General features: G+C 73.6%; 14 protein-coding genes and 1 pseudogene. 12 read left to right on the plus strand and 3 right to left on the minus strand.

What is annotated here, in order from left to right; genetic code table 11:
* Window positions 1–262: 262 nt before the first annotated feature.
* The 7 genes from ACFWRO_RS17575 to ACFWRO_RS17605 all read left to right on the plus strand — a co-directional run bounded on the left by ACFWRO_RS17575 (window position 263) and on the right by ACFWRO_RS17605 (window position 7,572).
* A complete protein-coding gene (locus tag ACFWRO_RS17575; protein ID WP_384510922.1) occupies window positions 263–772 on the plus strand; it encodes a GNAT family N-acetyltransferase in 510 nt (169 codons plus the stop codon).
* A 143-nt stretch (window positions 773–915) separates the two neighbouring features.
* Complete coding sequence (locus ACFWRO_RS17580; protein WP_384510925.1) at window positions 916–2,259, plus strand: hemolysin family protein; 1,344 nt, start codon at window positions 916–918, stop codon at window positions 2,257–2,259.
* Entirely contained in the window at window positions 2,256–3,272 is a 1,017-nt protein-coding gene (locus ACFWRO_RS17585) for a hemolysin family protein (protein ID WP_384510928.1), read from the plus strand. Before ACFWRO_RS17580 ends, ACFWRO_RS17585 begins: the two co-directional genes overlap by 4 nt.
* Window positions 3,273–3,429: 157 nt before the next feature.
* Window positions 3,430–4,230, plus strand: a complete 801-nt coding sequence (locus ACFWRO_RS17590) for an SGNH/GDSL hydrolase family protein (protein WP_384510930.1) — start codon at window positions 3,430–3,432, stop codon at window positions 4,228–4,230.
* A gap of 70 nt (window positions 4,231–4,300) precedes the next feature.
* Complete coding sequence (purB, locus tag ACFWRO_RS17595) at window positions 4,301–5,743, plus strand: adenylosuccinate lyase (protein ID WP_384510933.1); 1,443 nt, start codon at window positions 4,301–4,303, stop codon at window positions 5,741–5,743.
* Complete coding sequence (mug, locus tag ACFWRO_RS17600; RefSeq protein ID WP_384511254.1) at window positions 5,740–6,306, plus strand: G/U mismatch-specific DNA glycosylase; 567 nt, start codon at window positions 5,740–5,742, stop codon at window positions 6,304–6,306. The genes purB and mug overlap by 4 nt, the downstream gene beginning before the upstream one ends.
* Window positions 6,307–6,414: 108 nt before the next feature.
* Window positions 6,415–7,572: an ROK family transcriptional regulator gene (locus ACFWRO_RS17605; RefSeq protein ID WP_384510936.1), complete on the plus strand. Its 1,158-nt coding sequence runs from the start codon at window positions 6,415–6,417 to the stop codon at window positions 7,570–7,572.
* 91 nt (window positions 7,573–7,663) lie between these two features.
* Here the strand turns inward: ACFWRO_RS17605 and ACFWRO_RS17610 are convergent, their stop codons facing one another.
* Window positions 7,664–8,404, minus strand: a complete 741-nt coding sequence (locus ACFWRO_RS17610; protein WP_384510939.1) for a GntR family transcriptional regulator — start codon at window positions 8,402–8,404, stop codon at window positions 7,664–7,666.
* Window positions 8,405–8,662: 258 nt separating this feature from the next.
* On the minus strand, window positions 8,663–9,547 hold the full coding sequence (locus tag ACFWRO_RS17615; protein ID WP_384510942.1) for an RNA polymerase sigma-70 factor: 885 nt from the start codon (window positions 9,545–9,547) through the stop codon (window positions 8,663–8,665).
* A 130-nt stretch (window positions 9,548–9,677) separates the two neighbouring features.
* Here ACFWRO_RS17615 and ACFWRO_RS17620 point away from each other — a divergent pair, with 130 nt between their 5' ends.
* Window positions 9,678–10,511 carry an alpha/beta fold hydrolase gene (locus ACFWRO_RS17620; RefSeq protein ID WP_384510944.1) on the plus strand — a complete coding sequence of 278 codons (834 nt, stop codon included), beginning with the start codon at window positions 9,678–9,680 and terminating at the stop codon, window positions 10,509–10,511.
* Window positions 10,512–10,553: 42 nt separating this feature from the next.
* Here ACFWRO_RS17620 and ACFWRO_RS17625 read toward each other — a convergent pair.
* Window positions 10,554–11,390 (minus strand): annotated as a pseudogene (locus ACFWRO_RS17625) (EamA family transporter); the annotation flags it as partial.
* A gap of 47 nt (window positions 11,391–11,437) precedes the next feature.
* Between ACFWRO_RS17625 and ACFWRO_RS17630 the strand changes: the two are divergent.
* From ACFWRO_RS17630 to ACFWRO_RS17645, 4 genes are all read left to right on the plus strand, one after another.
* Window positions 11,438–12,967 carry a PLP-dependent aminotransferase family protein gene (locus tag ACFWRO_RS17630; protein WP_384510947.1) on the plus strand — a complete coding sequence of 510 codons (1,530 nt, stop codon included), beginning with the start codon at window positions 11,438–11,440 and terminating at the stop codon, window positions 12,965–12,967.
* A 112-nt stretch (window positions 12,968–13,079) separates the two neighbouring features.
* Entirely contained in the window at window positions 13,080–14,693 is a 1,614-nt protein-coding gene (locus tag ACFWRO_RS17635) for an alkaline phosphatase D family protein (RefSeq protein WP_384510950.1), read from the plus strand.
* A 72-nt stretch (window positions 14,694–14,765) separates the two neighbouring features.
* Window positions 14,766–16,199 (plus strand): SWIM zinc finger family protein, encoded by a 1,434-nt coding sequence (locus ACFWRO_RS17640; protein WP_384510952.1) that lies wholly within the window; start codon window positions 14,766–14,768, stop codon window positions 16,197–16,199.
* Window positions 16,196–18,928 carry a DUF6493 family protein gene (locus ACFWRO_RS17645; RefSeq protein ID WP_384510955.1) on the plus strand — a complete coding sequence of 911 codons (2,733 nt, stop codon included), beginning with the start codon at window positions 16,196–16,198 and terminating at the stop codon, window positions 18,926–18,928. The genes ACFWRO_RS17640 and ACFWRO_RS17645 overlap by 4 nt, the downstream gene beginning before the upstream one ends.
* The last annotated feature ends 7 nt before the right edge of the window (window positions 18,929–18,935 follow it).

The raw sequence follows: 18,935 nt of genomic DNA on the forward strand, positions 1-18,935 counted from the left end.
GCCCATTACGGAGTCCCCGAGAAGACCATCCACCGCTGGCACCAGACGCAGGTCTGCGTCGGCCCGCTGATGTTCCGCGTCGGCAAATACCTGCGAGCCCGCTGGGATGACATCGACCGCTACGACGCCGAACAGGCGGGGAGGCGGCACGCAGCATGATCAAGAACGCAACGAATCCCGAGCAGGTCGTAACTGCTCGGTCCTGGCCCGCCCTCGGGGGGGGGCCTGGACGTCCGTCGTTCCGCGTCCTTCGTCGTTCCGCATGCCGAAACGCGGTCGACGCGCCGCGGAACCCGGTGGTGGGATTCCGGTCATGACCGCACCGCACATCCGGGCCGCCTCGCCGGCCGACCTCGACGCCGTCCTCGCCTTCTGGAAGTCCGCCGCCGAGGGCACGAGCATCAGCGACGACCGCGACGGGATCGAGCGCCTCGTCGCCCGTGACCCCGAGGCCCTGATCCTGGCCGAGCGCGACGGCGAGCTCGTCGGCACGGTGATCGCCGGCTTCGACGGGTGGCGCTGCCACCTCTACCGCCTCGCCGTGCACCCGGACCACCGTCGCCGGGGCGTCGGCGGCGCGCTGCTCGCGGCGGCGGAGGAACGTTTCGTACGCCTGGGCGGGCGGCGCGCGGACGCCATGGTGCTGGACCGCAACACGCTCGGGCAGCACGCCTGGCGGGCCGCCGCGTACGGCCCCGAGGAGCAGTGGACGCGCTGGGTGAAGCCGCTGACCAGCACCCCGGCGCCGCTGCCCGCCGCCCCTCGCCCGTAACCCCGCTTTTGCACGTCCTTTACGATGGGTCATCCCATACCCAGAACGATCGAAAGGTGTGAGCGTCCGCCCATGGGCGAGCCTCCCAGTACCAAGCGAGCGATCTCTCCGTCCCTGACTGATCATGGAACGGAGGTGAACCGATGATCGAAGTGCTTCTGCTCGTGGTGGCGCTCCTGCTCTCGCTCGCCTGCGGTGCCTTCGTCGCGGCCGAGTTCTCGCTCACCACCGTCGAGCGGTCCGATCTCGAACGGGCCGTCGAGCGCGGCGAGCGCGGCGCGGCGAGCGCCCTCAAGGCGGTCAAGTCGCTCACCTTCCAGCTCTCCGGCGCCCAGCTCGGCATCACGGTGACCAACCTGATCGTCGGCATGCTCGCCGAGCCCTCGATCGCCGCGATCCTGCGCGGCCCCTTCGAGGCCCTCGGCCTGTCCGCATCGGTGGCCTCCTCCGTGGCCCTGGTCGTCGGCACCGCCCTGTCGACCGTCGTCCTGATGGTCGTCGGCGAGCTGGTGCCCAAGAACTGGGCCATCTCCTCGCCGCTGGCGGTCGCCAAGCGGGTGGCGACCCCGCAGCGAGTCTTCACCGCCGCGTTCAAGCCGCTGATCAGCCACCTGAACAACACGGCCAACCGGATCCTGCGCCGGCTCGGCATGGAGCCGACCGAGGAGCTGGCGTCCGCCCGCTCCCCTCAGGAGCTGGTCGCCCTGGCGCGTCACTCCGCCAAGGTGGGCGCCCTGGAGGCGGACACCGCCGAGCTGTTCGTACGGACCCTCAACCTGGCCGAGCTGACCGCGGAGAACGTGATGACCCCGCGCGTGCAGGTCACCGCCCTCGAGGTACAGGCCACGGCCGAGGACGTCGCCAACGCGACCCGGGCGACCGGCCTGTCCCGCTTCCCCGTCTACCACGGCAACCTCGACACCGTCGTCGGCATCGCCCACATCAAGGACGTCCTGGCGATACCGGCCGACCAGCGGCGCCTGCGCCGCATCGGCGACATGCTCCGCGAGCCGCTGCTCGTCCCGGAGACGCTGACCGTGGACCGCCTCCTGGACCGGCTGTCCGGCAAGCAGACCATGGCCGTCGTCATCGACGAGTACGGCGGCACCGCCGGCGTCGCGACGCTGGAGGACATCATCGAGGAGGTCGTCGGCGAGGTGCGCGACGAGCACGATCCGCACGAGACCCCCGACCTCGCCAGGGCGGGCGTGGACGCGGACGGGCGCGAGCTCTGGTCCGCCGACGGCGCCGCCCGCACCGACCAGCTGGAGGCGATCGGGCTGCGCATCCCGGACGGCCCGTACGAGACGCTGGCCGGTGTCATCGCCAACGAACTGGGACGGATCCCGTCGGTCGGCGACCGCGTGGAGCTCGCCGACTGGCAGCTCGACGTCGTGGACGCCTCCGGGCGCCGGGCGGCGCGGGTGCTGATGCACATGCCGCCGCACGTCGAGGAGTCCGGTACGACCCCGGAGGCCGGCCGATGATCGCGATCCAGTTGCTGATCGGCGCGCTGACGCTGGTCGTGAACGCCTTCTTCGTCGGTGCCGAGTTCGCCATGATCTCCGTGCGCCGCAGCCAGATCGAGCCCGAGGCCGAGGCCGGGAACCGGCGGGCGCGCAGCGTCATCTGGGGCCTGGAGCACGTCTCGGCGCTGCTCGCCGCGGCCCAGCTCGGCATCACGCTGTGCACCCTGGTGCTCGGCATCGTCGCCGAGCCCGCCATCGCGCATCTGCTCGAACCGGTCTTCGACGCGGTCGGCGTGCCGCACGGTCTCGTGCACCCGATCTCGTTCGTCATCGCGCTGTCCCTGGCGACCTATCTGCACATGCTCCTTGGCGAAATGGTCCCGAAGAACATCGCGCTCGCCGAGCCGACCCGCTCGGCGCTCGCCCTCGGCCCGCCGCTGGTCGCGATCGCGCGGGCGCTGCGCCCGGTGATCTTCACGATCAACGCCTTCGCCAACACGCTCCTGAGGCTGATGAAGGTGGAGGTGAAGGACGAGGTCTCGGCCACGTACTCGGACGCCGAACTGGCCCGGATGGTGACCGACGCGGGCCTCGCCGGCCTGCTCGACGACCGGGCGGCGGAGCGGCTGAAGGACGCCCTGGAGCTCGGGCGCCGACCGGTGCGGGACGTCGTCATGCCGGTCGAGAAGGTCGTGTACGCGGCGGTCGGGACGACCCCTGAGGAGCTGGAGGCGCTCTCCGCCGAGTCGGGCTTCTCGCGCTTCCCGGTCGTCGACACGGGCCGCCGGATCCTGGGCTACCTCCATGTGAAGGACGCCCTGGACGTCACGCCGAGGGACCTGCCCTTCCCGGTCTCGGCGATGCGGCCGATCGCCCGCGTCCGGGCGGCCACGCCCATGGACGACGTCCTGACGGCGATGCGCCGCGGCCGTACGCACCTGGCGGCGGTCCTGGACGACGACGGCAAGCTGGCCGGCCTCGTCACCATGGAGGACGTGCTGCGAGAGCTGGTCGGCAGGCCGGCGACGTAACGTTTCGGAAGGACAGCCGGACGGACGGTCGAACGGACTGCCGGACGGGCGAGGGCCCCGGGGCGCGGTGTGCGCCCAGGGGCCCTCGTCGTCCCGCTCGGCCTCGACGGTCCCCCGCCACCCCACCCGCATACCGCGCGGTATGATCTCTTCCGCCATGCAGATGAATGCCACCTACACCAGTCTTGTCGCCGTCGGCGACAGCTTCACCGAGGGCATGTCGGACCGACTGCCCGACGGTACGTACCGGGGGTGGGCGGACGTCCTCGCGGCCCGCCTCGCCGCCCGCACCCCCGACTTCCGGTACGCGAACCTCGCCGTGCGCGGCAAGCTCATCGGCCAGATCGTCGAAGAACAGGTGCCCACGGCCGCCGCGATGAAGGCGGACGTGGTGACCCTGGTCGGCGGCCTCAACGACACGCTGCGGCCGAAGTGCGACATGGGGCGGGTACGGGACCTGCTCACCGAGGCCGTCGAGACCCTGGCGCCCTCCTGCGGGCAGCTGGTCCTGATGCGCAGCCCGGGCCGCAACGGCCCCGTCATGGAACGCTTCCGGCCGCGCATGGAGGAGCTCTTCGACCACGTCGAGCAGCTCGCCGCCCGCCACGGCGCCCTGGTGGCCGACCTGTACGGCGCGCCCGCGCTCGGCGACCCGCGCATGTGGGACGTCGACCGGCTCCACCTGACCGACGAGGGCCACCGGCGGGTGGCCGAAGCGGTGTGGCAGACGCTGGGCCTGGACCCGGAGCACGACTGGCGGACGCCGCTGCCGCCGAGCGCACCCCCGGGCTGGCTGGAACGCCGCCTCGGGGACGCCCGGTTCGCCAAGGAGTACCTCGGCCCGTGGATCGGCCGCCGCCTGACCGGGCGCTCCTCGGGGGACGGCCGGCCGGCCAAGCGCCCTGACCTGCTCCCGTACGAGCCTTCGGGGTCCGACCGCGTGACGGACGTCTCGTAGCGGTCTCGTAGTAAGAGACGAACCCGACCCTGGCGCTGGCCTGCAGAAATCGCCAGTAGAATTCGGTCACGTGACTGCTGTGACTGCGAAGCCCCGCATCCCCAACGTCCTGGCCGGCCGCTACGCCTCCGCGGAGCTCGCCGTCCTCTGGTCCCCCGAGCAGAAGGTGAAGCTGGAGCGCCGGCTGTGGCTCGCCGTGCTGCGTGCCCAGAAGGACCTCGGGATCGAGGTTCCGGACGCCGCCCTCGCCGACTACGAGCGCGTGCTCGACCAGGTCGACCTCGGCTCCATCGCCGAGCGTGAGAAGGTCACCCGGCACGACGTGAAGGCCCGGATCGAGGAGTTCAACGCCCTCGCCGGCCACGAGCACGTCCACAAGGGCATGACCTCGCGCGACCTCACCGAGAACGTCGAGCAGCTGCAGATCCGGCTCTCGCTCGAACTGATGCGGGACCGTACGGTCGCCGTCCTGGCCCGCCTCGGCAAGCTGTCCGGCGAGTACGCCGAGCTGGTCATGGCCGGCCGCTCGCACAACGTCGCCGCCCAGGCCACCACCCTCGGCAAGCGCTTCGCGACCGCCGCCGACGAGCTGCTCGTCGCCTACGGCCGTCTTGAGGAGCTGCTCGCCCGCTACCCGCTGCGCGGCATCAAGGGCCCGGTCGGCACCGCCCAGGACATGCTCGACCTGCTCGGCGGCGACGCCGGGAAGCTGGCCGACCTCGAGAACCGGATCGCCGGTCACCTCGGCTTCGCGCACGCCTTCACCTCGGTGGGCCAGGTCTACCCGCGCTCGCTCGACTACGACGTGGTCACCGCGCTCGTGCAGCTGGCCGCCGCGCCGTCCTCGGTCGCCAAGACCATCCGGCTCATGGCCGGTCACGAGCTCGTGACCGAGGGCTTCAAGCCGGGCCAGGTCGGCTCGTCCGCGATGCCGCACAAGATGAACACCCGCTCCTGCGAGCGCGTCAACGGCCTCATGGTCATCCTGCGCGGGTACGCGTCGATGACCGGCGAGCTGGCGGGCGACCAGTGGAACGAGGGCGACGTGTCGTGCTCGGTGGTCCGCCGGGTCGCGCTGCCGGACGCGTTCTTCGCCCTGGACGGCCTCCTGGAGACCTTCCTGACCGTGCTCGACGAGTTCGGCGCGTTCCCGGCGGTCGTCGCCCGCGAGCTGGACCGGTACCTGCCGTTCCTCGCCACCACCAAGGTCCTGATGGGCGCCGTACGCGCCGGTGTGGGCCGGGAGATCGCCCACGAGGCCATCAAGGAGAACGCCGTCGCCTCCGCCCTCGCCATGCGCGAGCAGGGTGCCGAGCGCAACGAGCTGCTCGACAAGCTGGCCGCCGACGAGCGGATCCCGCTGGACCGCGCGCAGCTCGACGCGCTGATGGCGGACAAGCTGTCGTTCACCGGTGCCGCCGCCGACCAGGTCGCCGCTGTGGTCTCCCGGATCGAGGAAATCACCAAGCAGTACCCCGAGGCCGCCGGATACACCCCCGGGTCGATCCTCTGACCCGGTTCACCCCGCAGGAGCTCCAGGCCGCCCGCGACCGCGTCATTCCCGACGTGGCCTCGGGCGGCCTTTCGGTCCTCTTCTGCGGGATCAACCCCGGTCTGATGTCGGCGGCGACGGGCCACCACTTCGCCCGCCCGGGCAACCGCTTCTGGCCGGTGCTCGCGCGTTCCGGTTTCACGCCCCGGCTGCTGATCCCGGCGGAGCAGGACGAACTCCTCTCGTACGGTCTCGGCATCACGAACGTGGTCGCACGGGCGTCGGCGCGGGCCGACGAGCTGGGCGACGAGGAGTTCCGGGAGGGCGGCCGGCTGCTGACCGGCCGGGTGGAGGGGCTGCGGCCGCGCTGGCTGGCGGTGGTCGGGATCACTGCGTACCGCACGGCCTTCGGTGAGCGGCGCGCGGTCGTCGGGCCGCAGGAGCGCACGATCGGCGCGACGCGGATCTGGGCGCTGCCCAACCCCAGTGGCCTGAACGCGCATTGGACCCTGGAGACGATGGCGGAGGAGTTCGCGCGGCTGCGCGAGGCGGCGGGGGTGCCGGACCGGCGTACGGACCTCTAGCCGACGGTGTCCGGACCCGTAGCCGGCCCGTGTCCGGGCAGGCCTCGCCGCACTCCTGTCCATTGAGTAACATCCGGCACACATGTGCACGAGCTGGGAGGACACACGGTGGGGCGGCTGACCGGCGGGGATCCGTCGCTGCTGCGGCGGATCAATTCCGCGGTGGTACTCCATGCTCTGCGGGGCGCCGACGCGCTCACGCTCACGGACCTGACCCGGATCACGGGTCTCTCCCGGCCGACCGTCGAGGGCGTGGTCGAAGGGCTCATCGTCGGGGGCCTCGTCGTGGAGGTCGCGCCCGAGGAGGGCGAGGCGAGGCGGCAGGGCCGGCCGGCCCGGAGGTTCCGCTTCCGCGCGGAGGCGGGGCATCTGCTCGGCATCGAGATCGGCCCGCACCGGGTCGCCGCGCTGCTCTCGGGCCTGGACGGCCGGATCATCGGCGCGGGTTCCCGCGAGGTCTCGGAGACCGCCCCGGAGGACGAGCGCCTCGAACGGGTCCGCACGGTCGTCGCGGACGTGCTGCGCAGGGCCGGGGTCGCCCGGTCGAACCTGCGGGCGGTCGGCGTCGGCACGCCCGGCATCGTCGAGGCGGACGGCACCGTACGGCTCGGCACGGCGCTGCCCGGCTGGACGGGCCTGGCCCTCGGGGAGCGGCTGCGCCGGTCGTTCAAGTGCCCGGTGCTCGTGGAGAACGACGCCAACGCCGCGGCGGTCGCCGAGCACTGGAAGGGCGCGGCGACCGACTCCGACGACATCGTCTTCGTCCTCGCCGGGCTGAGCCCGGGCGCCGGGTCCCTGATCGGGGGGCGCCTGCACCGCGGGTACGGCGGGGCGGCGGGCGAGATCGGCGCGCTGCACCTGTTGGGGCGCGGGGTCACCCCCGAGCACCTGCTCTCGACCACGGACGAGCCGCTCCACCCGCTGGACGAGCAGGCGGTGGCGGCGGTCTTCGCGCTTGCGCGCGGGGGCGACGCGCGCGCCGAGGCCGCGGTGGAGCGCTTCACGCAGCGCCTGGTCCACGACGTGGCGGCGCTGGTGCTCGCCCTCGACCCGGAGCTGGTGGTGATCGGCGGCTGGGCGGCGGGCCTGGACGGCGTCCTCCAGCCGCTCCGCGACGAACTGGCCCGCTTCTGCCTGCGCCCGCCGCGCGTGGTCCTGTCGATGCTGGGCGAGGCAGCGGTGGGCACGGGCGCGCTGCGCCTGGCCCTCGACCACGTGGAGGAGCAACTCTTCGCGGTGGAGGGCACGGTCACGGCCCGGCGCTGAGCAGCCCCGCTGACGCGAAGAGCCCGGAGTGTGCCGCCGTGGCAGCACACTCCGGGCTCGTGCTCTTTGAAGTCTTCCGGTGGGGCGTCGGTCAGGACGCCATGACCAGGTCGCCCGAGTCGCCGAAGGTCAGGCGGCAGGTGTCGGCGCGGTACGTGGCGACGGAGACCGCGGCCGTGCGGCCCCCGGAGAGGTAGCGGGTCGTGACGACGAGGACCGGGGCGCCCGGGAGGCGGTCCAGTTCCTTGGCGTCGTCCACGCGGGCCGAGCCGAGCTCCACGGAGCGGTCCTGGCCGTCGAGGGCGAGGCGCTGGAGTTCACGCAGGACGCTACGGGCGCGGGCCGGGCCGTTCGGGGTGTCGATCGCGGTCAGCTCGGGGACCGAGCCGGACGGCACGTACAGCAGCTCGGCGGCGACGGGCTGGCCGTGCGTGACGCGCAGCCGGCGCACGACGTGCACCTGCTCGTCGGGGGCGAGGTCCAGGAGCCGGGCGACGGCCGGCGGGGTCGTGTCGAGGGTGGAGTCCACGGACTGCCAGGTCTCCTCGGCGACGCCGGGCCAGACGTGCTGGGTCGTGGAGACGTCGACGCCCACGCGCGGCGGGGCGACGGTCGTACCGACACCTCGGCGGCGCTGCAGGCGGCCTTCCAGCTCCAGCTGCTCCAGGGCCTGGCGGAGCGTGGCCCGGGCGACGCCGAAGCGCGCGGCGAGTTCCCGCTCGTTGGGCAGGATCTCGCCGACCGCGAAGTCGGAGTCGAGCGCCTCGCCGATCACGGTCTTGAGGTGCCAGTACTTCGGCTCCGGCACCGATTCCAGCTGCGTGGTCCCCACCCTGATCCTCCGCAATTCGCCGTGTCCCGCGGCGGTTTTCCGCGCCCTTGTTTATTAAAGGTTCCTGCACTAACTCTGCGACCATAGGACGGCGCACCCACTTGGTCAAGACCAATCCTGACCCCGATGCCCCCGAATGCGGGCCTCTGACGTAGATCGTTCACAGGACGTTCGCACCGTTGTGTGCCCTGCGCAGCAAAGTGCCCCGCCTCCGGGCGGAGGCGGGGCGGCGAGGGGCACGGCGCAAGCGGAACCGGGTCAGGCGGGCGCGACCGCGTGGAGCTTGTCGGGGTTGCGCACGATGTACACGCACTGGATGCGTCCGTCGCGCACCTCGATCTGGAAGACCGAGTCCGGCTTCCCGTCGGCGAGGACGACAAGCCCGGGACCGCCGTTCACCTCCGCGAAGCGGAACTCGAAGGCCGACTCGATGCCCGGCGAGACGGCGACCAGGAAGCGGCCGACCTTGTCGGCGCTGTCGATGACGCGCAGCGGCGCCTTGGACTTGCCGCCGCTGTCGCCGACGAGCCTGACGTCCGGGGCGAGCAGGGCCATGAGTCCGGCCAGGTCGCCGCCGGCCGCCGCGGCGAGGAACCGCTCGGTGAGGTCGCGGCGTTCGGCCGGGTCGACGTCGTAGCGCGGCCTGCCCTCGTCGACGTGTCGGCGCGCGCGGCCCGCGAGCTGGCGGACGGCGGCCTCGGAGCGGTCGAGCGTGGTGGCGATCTCTGCGTAGGGGAAGCCGAAGGCCTCGCGGAGCACGAAGACCGCGCGTTCCAGCGGGGAGAGGGATTCGAGGACGACGAGGACGGCGAGCGAGACGGAGTCGGCGAGCATGGCCTGCTCGGCGGTGTCGGGGACGGCCGGCCCGTAGTCGGTGAGGACGGGCTCGGGCAGCCACGGGCCGACGTAGGACTCGCGGCGCGTCTGGACCTGGCGCAGCCGGTCGAGGGCGAGCCGCGTCGTGATCCGTACGAGATAGGCGCGGGGCGCCAGGACGTCCTCGCGGTCCGCGGCGGACCAGCGCAGCCAGGCGTCCTGGACCACGTCCTCGGCGTCGGCGGCGCGGCCGAGCATGCGGTAGGCCACGCCGTGGAGCATGGGCCGGTGTTCCTGGAAGACGTCGGTCAGCGTTTCGGTCACCACTCCCCCATCCCAGCCGACCGGCCGGACCCTGTCCAGTTCCTTTCCGCCGCGCCCTTGCCGGGACACTTGAACTCGCATCTACTGAGCGGTAATTCTTGCTGACAGGGTGTCTAAGTCAAGGAGCGCGCGTATGTCCGCACAGATCTCGTTCTCATTCGAGACCCCCGGGGGTCCGCGCACGTCCTCCGTGACGTACGAGCGCAGGGGCGCGGGCGAGCCGCTCCTGCTGCTGCACGGCATCGGCCACCACTGGCAGGCCTGGGAGCCGGTCCTCGACATCCTCGCCGCCGAACGCGACGTCGTCGCCGTCGACCTGCCGGGGTTCGGGACCTCCCCCGCGCTGCCGGAGGGCTGCGCCTACGACCTGTCGACGGTCGTTCCCGTGCTCGGCGCCTTCTGCGCGGCCCTCGGCCTCGAACGCCCGCACGTGGCGGGCAACTCACTGGGCGGGCTCCTCGCCCTGGAGCTCGGCCGGGAGAAGCTGGTGCGCTCGGTCACCGCGCTCTCCCCGGCCGGCTTCTGGTCGGAGGGCGAACGGCGGTACGCCTTCGGGACCTTGCGCGCGATGCGGTCGATCGCCCTGTCGATGCCGGTGCCGATGATCGAGCGGCTGTCCCGGAGCGCCGCCGGGCGGACGGCGCTGACGAGCACCATCTACGCGCGCCCCGGGCGCCGTTCACCCGAGGCGGTGGTCGCCGAGACCCTCGCGCTGCGGGAGGCCACCGGCTTCCGCGAGACCCTGGAGGCCGGCCGGAGCGTCGTCTTCGGCGAGGACGTCACCGCCGTGCCCGTGACCGTCGCGTGGGGTACGCAGGACCGGCTGCTCCTGCGCCGCCAGGGCGTCCGGGCCAAGCGCACCGTCCCGGGCGCCCGGCTCGTACGGCTGCCCGGCTGCGGGCACGTCCCCATGAGCGACGACCCGGCTCTCGTCGCGCGGGTGATCCTCGACGGCAGCAGTCGCTGACCGCTCACGCCTCGTGAAGAGTCCCGTCCCGAGGGCCGCTCCGGCACCCACGAGGAGGCTGCCGGCGGCCTGCGGGAGGCCGAAGCCGCCGGTCGCGACCAGCGCGGCGCTCAGGGCGGCGGCCACCGGGATGGCGCCCGTGAAGAGGGTGGCCCGCTCCATGCCGATCCGCTGGACGCCCATGTAGAAGAGCACGAACCCGACGACCGTGGCGAGGACGGCCTGCCACACCAGCGCGCCCGTCTCCACGGCCGTCGGCGTCCGCAGGAACGCGCCGCCGTCCACGACAAGGCCGAGCACCGCCGACTCGACGGCCGCGATCCCGCAGACGGCGGCGGTCAGCAACTTCGGCCCGAGCGGACGGAGCACCGGTACGGCGAGCACGGTGAACCCGACTTCGCCCGCCAGTGCTCCTACGGAGTAGGAGAGTCCCGCCAGGTCGGTACGCCCCCACCCCTGGACGGTGAAGGCCCCGGCGGCGACGAGCAGGGCTCCGTAGAGCACCGGTCGCGACGGCCTGCGCCCGTCGAGCAGCGGCACGAGCACGGCCACCACCACCGGGGCGCAGCCGACGAGGACACCGGGGACGGCGGGTTCGGCGGTCCGCTCCGCGGCGAGGACGGCAAGGTTGAATCCGACCATGCCCACGGCGGCGAGCACGGCGAGCCGCACCCACCCCCGGGCGCCCAGCGCGCGGAGTGGCGCGAGCCCGCCGGCCCCGAGCAAGGGCAGCAGGAGGAGACACGCGGCGCCGTACCGCAGCGCCTGCCCGCCCGCGTACGGATAGTCGCCCAGAAGGCTGTTGGCGGTGAAGGATGCGCCCACGAGGGCATAGGCGACGGTCACGAGGAGGGGCCCCCGCAGCGGGTTCACGTTCATGCACCCGACGCTAGAAACGGACCCGGCCCGGTTTAAGGTCCACTTCCATGACGTCTTCGGGGACCACTTCGCACCCGGCGGGCGGGCGGCCGGAGCCTTCGGCGGCCTGGGAGTTGTTGGTGTCCGCGGCCGACGCGCCGGTCAGGGGGCGGGGGCGGGCCCTGCAGGAGGCGTTGCGGGACGCGGTGCGGGCGGGGCGGTTGACGGCCGGGACGCGGTTGCCGTCGAGCCGGGAGCTCGCGGTCGATCTGGGGGTCTCGCGGGGGCTCGTGACGGAGGCGTACGAGCAGCTGACCGCCGAGGGGTACCTGCGCAGCGACCGCGGTTCGGGCACCTGGGTCGGGGAGACGGCGCGGGCCGCAACCGGGCGGGCGGTACGGGGGCTGGCGCCGCGCGCGGCCGGTGCGGCGGGTGGGACAGGTGCGGCGGGTGCGCCGGATGGGATACGTGTGCCGGGTCCGGTAGGTGCGCCCGCTGTCCAGGTGGACTTTCGGCCCGGGACGCCCGATCTCGCGCTCTTCCCGCGGGCGGCCTGGGCGGCGGCGCAGCGGTCGGTGCTGGCCTCGCTGCCGCACCGGGCGCTCGGCTATCCGGATCCGCGCGGGCTTCCGGAGCTGCGGAGCGCGCTCGCCGGGATGCTCGCGCGGCGGCGCGGGGTGGTGGCCGATCCGGAGCGCCTGGTGGTCTGTTCGGGGGTCGCGCAGGCGTCGACGCTGCTCGGATTCGTGGCGCGGGCGCGGGGGATGCGGACCGTCGGCATCGAGGACCCCGGCAGCCCGGAGCACGGGCGGCTGTTCGCCTCGACCGGCCTCGACACGCGGTGGCTGCCGGTGGACGAGGAGGGGCTGCTGCCCGGTCCGCTCGCCGCGTCGGGGGTGCGGGTGGTGGTCACGACGCCCTCGCACCAGTTCCCGACCGGTATCGCCTACTCGGCGGGGCGCCGGGCCGCGCTCCTCGACTGGGCGCGGGCGGTCGACGGCTACGTCCTGGAGGACGACTACGACGGCGACTTCCGCTACGACCGGGCTCCGGTGGGCGCACTCCAGGGCCTCGATCCGGAGCGGGTCGTCTACACCGGCTCGGTGAGCAAGTCGCTGGCCCCGGGGCTGCGGCTCGGCTGGATGCTCGTACCGCGCGAGCTGGTCGCGGAGGTCGTGGAGCGGAAGCGGACGATGGACCTCGGGAACCCGGCCCTGGACCAGGCTCTGCTGACCGAGTTCGTGACGCGCGGCGCCTACGACCGGCACCTGCGCCGGTGCCGGCGCGCGTACCAGGAGCGGCGGGACGCGCTGGTGGCCGCGCTGACGGAGGCCCTTCCGGGGACGACGGTGAGCGGGATCGCGGCCGGGCTGCACATCATCGCGCGCGTGGAGCCCCGTTACGGCCCCACGGAGCGCTTCGTGGAGCGGGCCGCGTCCGCCGGGGTGGCCGTGCGCCCGCTGGAGGAGTTCGGCACGTCCCGGCCGGCCGACGGCGCCGTCCGCCTGGTCCTCGGCTACGCCCATCTGAAGCCGTCCGCCATCGCGCGCGGGGTGCGGCTCCTGGCGGATGCCTGCGGGAGGGGCGGGGAGGGCTGAACGGGGGGTGGCTCCGGGGTGTTCACCCCGGGTTCGTGTGCGCGCCGCCCCCGGCCGTTAGGGATGGGACGGCACAACGACCCCGTCCGGCACCGTACTTGGAGGCGCTTCGATGTCCCACTCCGTCCCCGGCCCGACCCCCGCCCGCCGCAGCGTGCTGCGCGGCTCCCTGGCCGCCTCGGCGGCGCTCGCCGTCGGCGGTGGCGTCGTCGGCGGTGGCGTCGTAGGTTCGTCCGCCCCCGCGCTCGCGCTGTCGGGACGGCCCCGGGCCGCCTGGGGCGTGCAGACGGGCGACGTCACGGCCTCCTCGGGCCTGGTGTGGGTCCGTTCGGACCGGCCGGCCCGGATGATCGTGGAGACCTCGGCGAGCGAATCGTTCCGCCGCGCGCACCGCCACCACGGGCCGCTGCTCGGCCCGGGCAGCGACTTCACCGGGACGACGGCTCTGCGTGGACTGCCCGCGGGCGAGCAGATCCACTACCGGGTCACGCTCGCGGACCCCGCCGACCCGCGCCGTACCGGCGAGCCGGTCGTCGGCACCTTCCGTACCGCTCCCGCACTGCGGCGGGACGGTGTGCGGTTCCTCTGGTCGGGCGACATCGCCGGGCAGGGCTGGGGCATCAACCCCGACGTCGGCGGCTTCCGCGCCTTCGAGGAGATGCGCCGGCTGAACCCGGACTTCTTCCTCTGCAGCGGCGACACCGTCTACGCGGACGGCCCGCTCCAGCCGAGCGTCACGCTGCCCGACGGCCGGGTCTGGCGGAACCTGATGACCCCCGAGAAGGCGAAGGTCGCCGAGACCCTGGCCGAGTACCGGGGCCAGTTCCGGTACAACCTGCTCGACCACAACGTGCGGGCGTTCAACGCCCAGGTCCCCTCGATCGTGCAGTGGGACGACCACGAGGTACGGAACAACTGGTACCCGGGCCAGATCCTGGAGGACGCCCGCTACACGGAGAAGAACGTGGACGTCCTCGCCGCGCGCGCCTCCCGCGCCTTCGCCGAGTACTTCCCCGTGTCCACCCTCCACGCGCGCGGTGACGGCCTCGCCACCAAGGGCCGGATGCACCGGGTCGTGCGCTACGGTCCCCTGCTCGACGTCTTCGTCCTCGACATGCGCTCGTACCGCAACGCCAACTCCCCCGGCCGGCAGGCCGACGACACCGACGGCATCCTCGGCGCGGAGCAGCTGGCCTGGCTCAAGCGGGAGCTGAGCCGCTCGCGCGCGGTCTGGAAGGTGCTCGCGGCGGACATGCCGCTGGGGCTCGTCGTCCCGGACGGCGCGACGAACATCGAGGCGATCGCCCAGGGCGACCCGGGCGCGCCGCTCGGCCGCGAGCTGCAGATCGCGGAGCTGCTGCGGTTCGTCAAGCACCGCCGGATCACCGGCACGCTGTGGCTCACCGCCGACGTGCACTACACCTCGGCGCAGCACTACGCGCCGGAGCGCGCGGCGTTCCAGGACTTCGCGCCGTTCTGGGAGTTCGTCTCGGGCCCGCTGGCCGCCGGCGGCTTCCCCGCGAACGCGCTCGACGCGACGTTCGGCCCCGAGCGGGTCTTCGTCCGGGCGCCCGAGCGGGCGAACGTGTCGCCGATGGAGTCTCCGCAGTACTTCGGCGAGGTCGACATCGACGGCGGGAGCGGGGAGTTGACGGTCCGGCTGCGCGCCGAGGGCGGAACGGTGCTGTTCAGCAAGGTGCTCCAGCCGGGGCGCGTCGGGCAGTAGCGGCGCCGATTCCTCGGGTGCGCCGGAGGTCTCCGGAGCCGATTGTCAGTGGTGGGTCCTAGCGTTTTTCCCATGACGCGATCCGTACAGGCGCTCGCCTACTCACGCCCGTCCGCCCTGCGCTCCTCCGGGGACGGGCGGCTCCTCGGCCTGGAGACCTCCGGCGGGCTCACGCCCGCCGGGGCCGAGGCCCATCCCCGGTTCTTCAGCGGGTTCCTGACGTCCCCGCAGGTCGCCGCGCGGGGCCTGCTCGCGGTGGCGGACGTGGCGGCCGCCCGCTACTACCAGCGGATGAGGCCGGGCTCGCTGGATCCGGTCGTGACCGGGAACGGCGACCGGCTGCGGTTCGAGTCCTTCTCCGGCTGCGGCGGGGTGTACGCCCGGCTCGACGTGCTGAGCGAAGGCCTCGACGGCGCCGAGACCGGACACGGCACGACGAATGTCGACGTCAACAACCCGCTGCGCGAAGCCCTGTCGCGGATGACCGGGAGCGATCCGCTGCATCTGCGGGTCGGCCCGGAGGAGCTGGCCGTGACGACGCTCGGGGGCGCGGTCGTGGAGAAGAAGGTTCCGCTGCCGGACCGCTGGCTGCGCGGTTTCGCGGAGGCCCAGGTGGCCTCGGCGGGCTTCGATCTGCGGGCGGAGCTGACGGGCCCGGAGGCCGTGCGGTTCCTGCGCTCGCTGCCGCGCTCGCAGGCGGCGGGGCGGCGTGCGCCGCTCTGGGTCGTCCAGGCGGGACGGACCCTGCGGCCGACGACCCGGCCGGTCCCGGGCGCGGTCTGCCTTCCGGGACCCGACCGGCTGGTGGCCCTGGAGCGGGTGCTGCGCCACGCGACGGCGCTGCGGGTGTACGGGCCGGTGCCGGACGGCGTCGCCACGGCGAGCGCCTGGGAGGTGACACTGCCCGGGATGCGGCTTACGCTCACCCTCTCGCCCGACTCCGCGCGCGGGTTCTCCGGCGAGGGCGGTGTTCTGGAGGCCCTGGCCACGGAGGAGGCCGCGCAGGACGCCGAGCTGATCTCGGTGCTGCTGGCCTGGGAGCCGAAGATCGACCCGGCGGAGCTGGGCGAGCAGTCGGGGTTGACCGTGGACCGGGTGCGGGCGGCGCTGACCCGGCTCGGCACCGCCGGGCGCGTGGGGTACGACGTGGCCGACGCGGCCTACTTCCACCGGGAGCTGCCGTACGACGCGGACCGGGCGGAGCGGCACAATCCCCGGCTCGTGGCGGCGCGCGCCCTGGTCACCGAGGGGGCGGTGGTCCTCGACGGGGAGCTCGCGACGGTCGCCTCGGGCGAACGCCGCTACCAGGTACGGGAGTCGGGCGGGGTGCTGAGCTGCACCTGCCAGTGGTGGGCGGACTACCGGGGCCGGCGGGGCCCGTGCAAGCACGCGCTCGCGGTGCGGATGACCCGGCGCGGCGCCGTGGCCGGCGTCGCGACCGGCGTCGATGTCGCGACCGGTGCCGGTGCCACCGACGGAGTCGTGGCCGCCGGGGGTGCGCGATGAGCGAGGCGATCGAGGAGAACGTGGTGGGGACCGTGGGGAAGACCGTGGTGGAGAAGCTGCTGACCGGCGTCCGGGCGGGGCGGTTCGAGGCCGTGCCCGTGCTGCTGAAGGAGCTGGGGCCCGGCGAGCGGAAGACGGCCCTCGCGGAGCTCAAGGCGCTGCGGACAGAGGTACGCCGCTGGGGCTGGGAGCGCTGGAACGAGCAGGTGCCGATCCAGAAGGCGCTGCGGGTCGCCGGGGCCGGGTGTCACACGGGTGCGGCGGCGGCCGCCGCGTGGATCGGTGGCCGTGACCTCTCCGACTGGGGCCGGACGACGACCTCGCAGGTCCTTCAGGTGCTGGTCGACCGGGACCCGGACTGGCTGGCCGACGTGGCGCAGCGGCTCGCCGAGCGGCCGGCGGTGGCGGAGAACGAGTACGGGCTCGTACGCGAGCTCGTCGTGCGTTCGGGCTGCGCCGTGCCCACGACGGAGGGCTATCTCGTCGGCTGGACGGCCGCGGTGACCGGGCGACGGCTGGTGGAGGAGCTGCGAGCCGACCCGCAGACGCCGGTCCTGGTGCCCCGGATCCTGGATCTGATGGAGACCCCGGACCGGCTCACCTGGGCCGTCGGCCCCGAGGCGCCCACCCACTGGCCGACCGCGCTCGCGACGCTCGCGGCGGACGGCGTGCTCGACCGGGCGTCCCTCGTGGACGGCTGTGTGGCACGGCTGCTGCGCGGAGGCCGGCCCCGGGACCTGCGTTTCCCGCTGGCGCTGCTCCAACTCCTCGATCCGACGTCCGAGGAGCGGCGCGGCCGGACGGCGGACTGGATCGGGATGGCCGCCGACGCGCCCTCGCCGGTCGCCGGGTACGCCCAGGAGGTCCTGGCGGGCCTCGCCGCCGGGGGCGAGCTGTCGACTCCGGAGCTGGCGGAGATGTCCGCCCAGGTGCTGTTCCGCCCGGAGAAGAAGCTCGTACGGGCCCAACTGACGCTCCTGACGAAGGAGTTGCGGCGGGACCCGGGCGAGGCGGCCGAGCTGCTGCCCGTGGTCGCCGACGCGTTCGGCCACGAGGACACCGGGATCCAGGAGCGGGCCCTGAAGCTCGTGGAACGGTATCTGCCGACGGTGGACGAGCAGGTGCGGGAGGAACTGGCGGGCGCCGCGGTCGCGTTGAGCCCCACGCATCGGCAGACGGCCGAGGAGCTGTTCGGCGCCGCGGAGCTCGACGATGACCTTCCGTACGAGGAGACGCTGCCTCCCGCGCCCGAGCCGAGGCGGGTGGCGGGCCCGGCCGCCACGGTCGCGGAGCTGGTCGCGGACCTGGTGGCCGTCTCCAAGGGCCGCCCGGAAGCCGCGTCCGAGGAGTTCGAGCGGGCCCTCGACGGGCTCGTCCGCCACGCGCACCTGCACCGCGAGGAGCTGACGGCGGCGGTCACGGAGGCCTTCGCCGACGTGTGGTGGGCGGGCGAGGACAGCCACCGGCGCGACCTGTTCGCCCACGGGACGTACGGCGTGGACGTGGTGACGGCGGCGGTCATGGGCCACGTCCGGCCCTCCCGGCTGCACGACGCCCGGGTGCGGGGCCATGCCCCGTCGGCGTGCGTGCACGAGGCTCTGGACGCGGTGGTCGACGCCCGACTCTGGGAGGTGGCGGCCCTCGTCGGTACGGACAGGCTGCCGTTCCTGCTCGCCGCGCCCACCTGGCACACAGGAGCGATCGAACCGTCCGTGCTGGTGGAGCGGTTGCGTGCCTACCGGGACGCGGGCGTCGAGCCGGCGCCCGTCGACTTCGCGCAGGCCCTGCTGCGGCTCCGCAAGGGCGACCCGTCGGCGGCCGGGGCGGCCGCCGAGGCCGCCGCGCTGGGCACCCGGGCCGGGGAGCGGCTCGCGGACTGGCTCACCACAGACGCCTCCCTCGCCCCGGGGCTGCGGTTCCTCGCTCGGGAACAGGAATCGAGTGGCGGCACCGGCTCACTTGCCGACCGGCTCGTCCTGAAGATCCGTGAGCTCCGGGCCGTACGGGACGAGTTCCCGCCCGCGTTCCGATGGCTGGGCGGTGCCGAAACCCGGGCCGAGAGCCGGTGCCATCGCTGGTTCGCGGAACGGCGTCACTGGTCCGCCGTCGTGCCGGACGACCGGGAGGCCCTGGCGACCTGGCTGCTGCCGGTCCTCGCCGGCGGAGTCGACTGGGGCGAGCGCGGGGTCACCTGGGGTCTTACGGCCCTGGCCGAGTCGGACGGGCCGGTCGGCGAGGCGACCCACCTCGCTCTGGCCCTCGCGCTCGGTTGCCGGCACACGGAGGACCGGCTGACCGCCGTGGACACGCTGCTCGTCCTCGCCGCGCGGGGCGATCTGGACCCCCGCCTGCTGGGCGCTTCGCTGACCCGCCTGGTCGGCGAGGGCACGGTGAAGCCCAACCGGCTCGCGGACGCGGCCCGTACGGCGGCGGCCACGGGCGCGTACGGCACGGCCTGGGCGGTCCTCGCGCCCGTGCTGCCCGAGTTGCTCGCCGCCGAGAAGCCGGTGCGCGGGCTCGGCGAGCTGCTGGCCGTCGCGGCGGACTGCGTGGAGCGGTCCGGGGCGGCCGGGGAGATACCGGGTCTCGACGCTGTGGCGGACCGGCGCGGTTCCTCGCAGCTCGTCGTGCAGGCCGGGCGGCTGCGCAGGGCGCTCCGGACCGACTCGGCAGGACAGATCACGGGGGCCGGTCAGGATTCGACACAACCAGTCGAAATCGACCAGTAAACCCCCA

Origin of the sequence: Streptomyces sp. NPDC058579, assembly GCF_042718575.1 — a bacterium.
In the GTDB taxonomy this organism is placed as follows: Bacteria; Actinomycetota; Actinomycetes; order Streptomycetales; family Streptomycetaceae; genus Streptomyces.

Coding starts and splice junctions, on each gene's coding strand:
- ACFWRO_RS17575 (WP_384510922.1), top strand. CDS start 263: ATGCCGAAACGCGGTCGACGCGCCGCGGAACCCGGTGGTGGGATTCCG.
- ACFWRO_RS17580 (WP_384510925.1), top strand. CDS start 916: ATGATCGAAGTGCTTCTGCTCGTGGTGGCGCTCCTGCTCTCGCTCGCC.
- ACFWRO_RS17585 (WP_384510928.1), top strand. CDS start 2,256: ATGATCGCGATCCAGTTGCTGATCGGCGCGCTGACGCTGGTCGTGAAC.
- ACFWRO_RS17590 (WP_384510930.1), top strand. CDS start 3,430: ATGCAGATGAATGCCACCTACACCAGTCTTGTCGCCGTCGGCGACAGC.
- ACFWRO_RS17620 (WP_384510944.1), top strand. CDS start 9,678: ATGTCCGCACAGATCTCGTTCTCATTCGAGACCCCCGGGGGTCCGCGC.
- ACFWRO_RS17630 (WP_384510947.1), top strand. CDS start 11,438: ATGACGTCTTCGGGGACCACTTCGCACCCGGCGGGCGGGCGGCCGGAG.
- ACFWRO_RS17635 (WP_384510950.1), top strand. CDS start 13,080: ATGTCCCACTCCGTCCCCGGCCCGACCCCCGCCCGCCGCAGCGTGCTG.
- ACFWRO_RS17640 (WP_384510952.1), top strand. CDS start 14,766: ATGACGCGATCCGTACAGGCGCTCGCCTACTCACGCCCGTCCGCCCTG.
- ACFWRO_RS17645 (WP_384510955.1), top strand. CDS start 16,196: ATGAGCGAGGCGATCGAGGAGAACGTGGTGGGGACCGTGGGGAAGACC.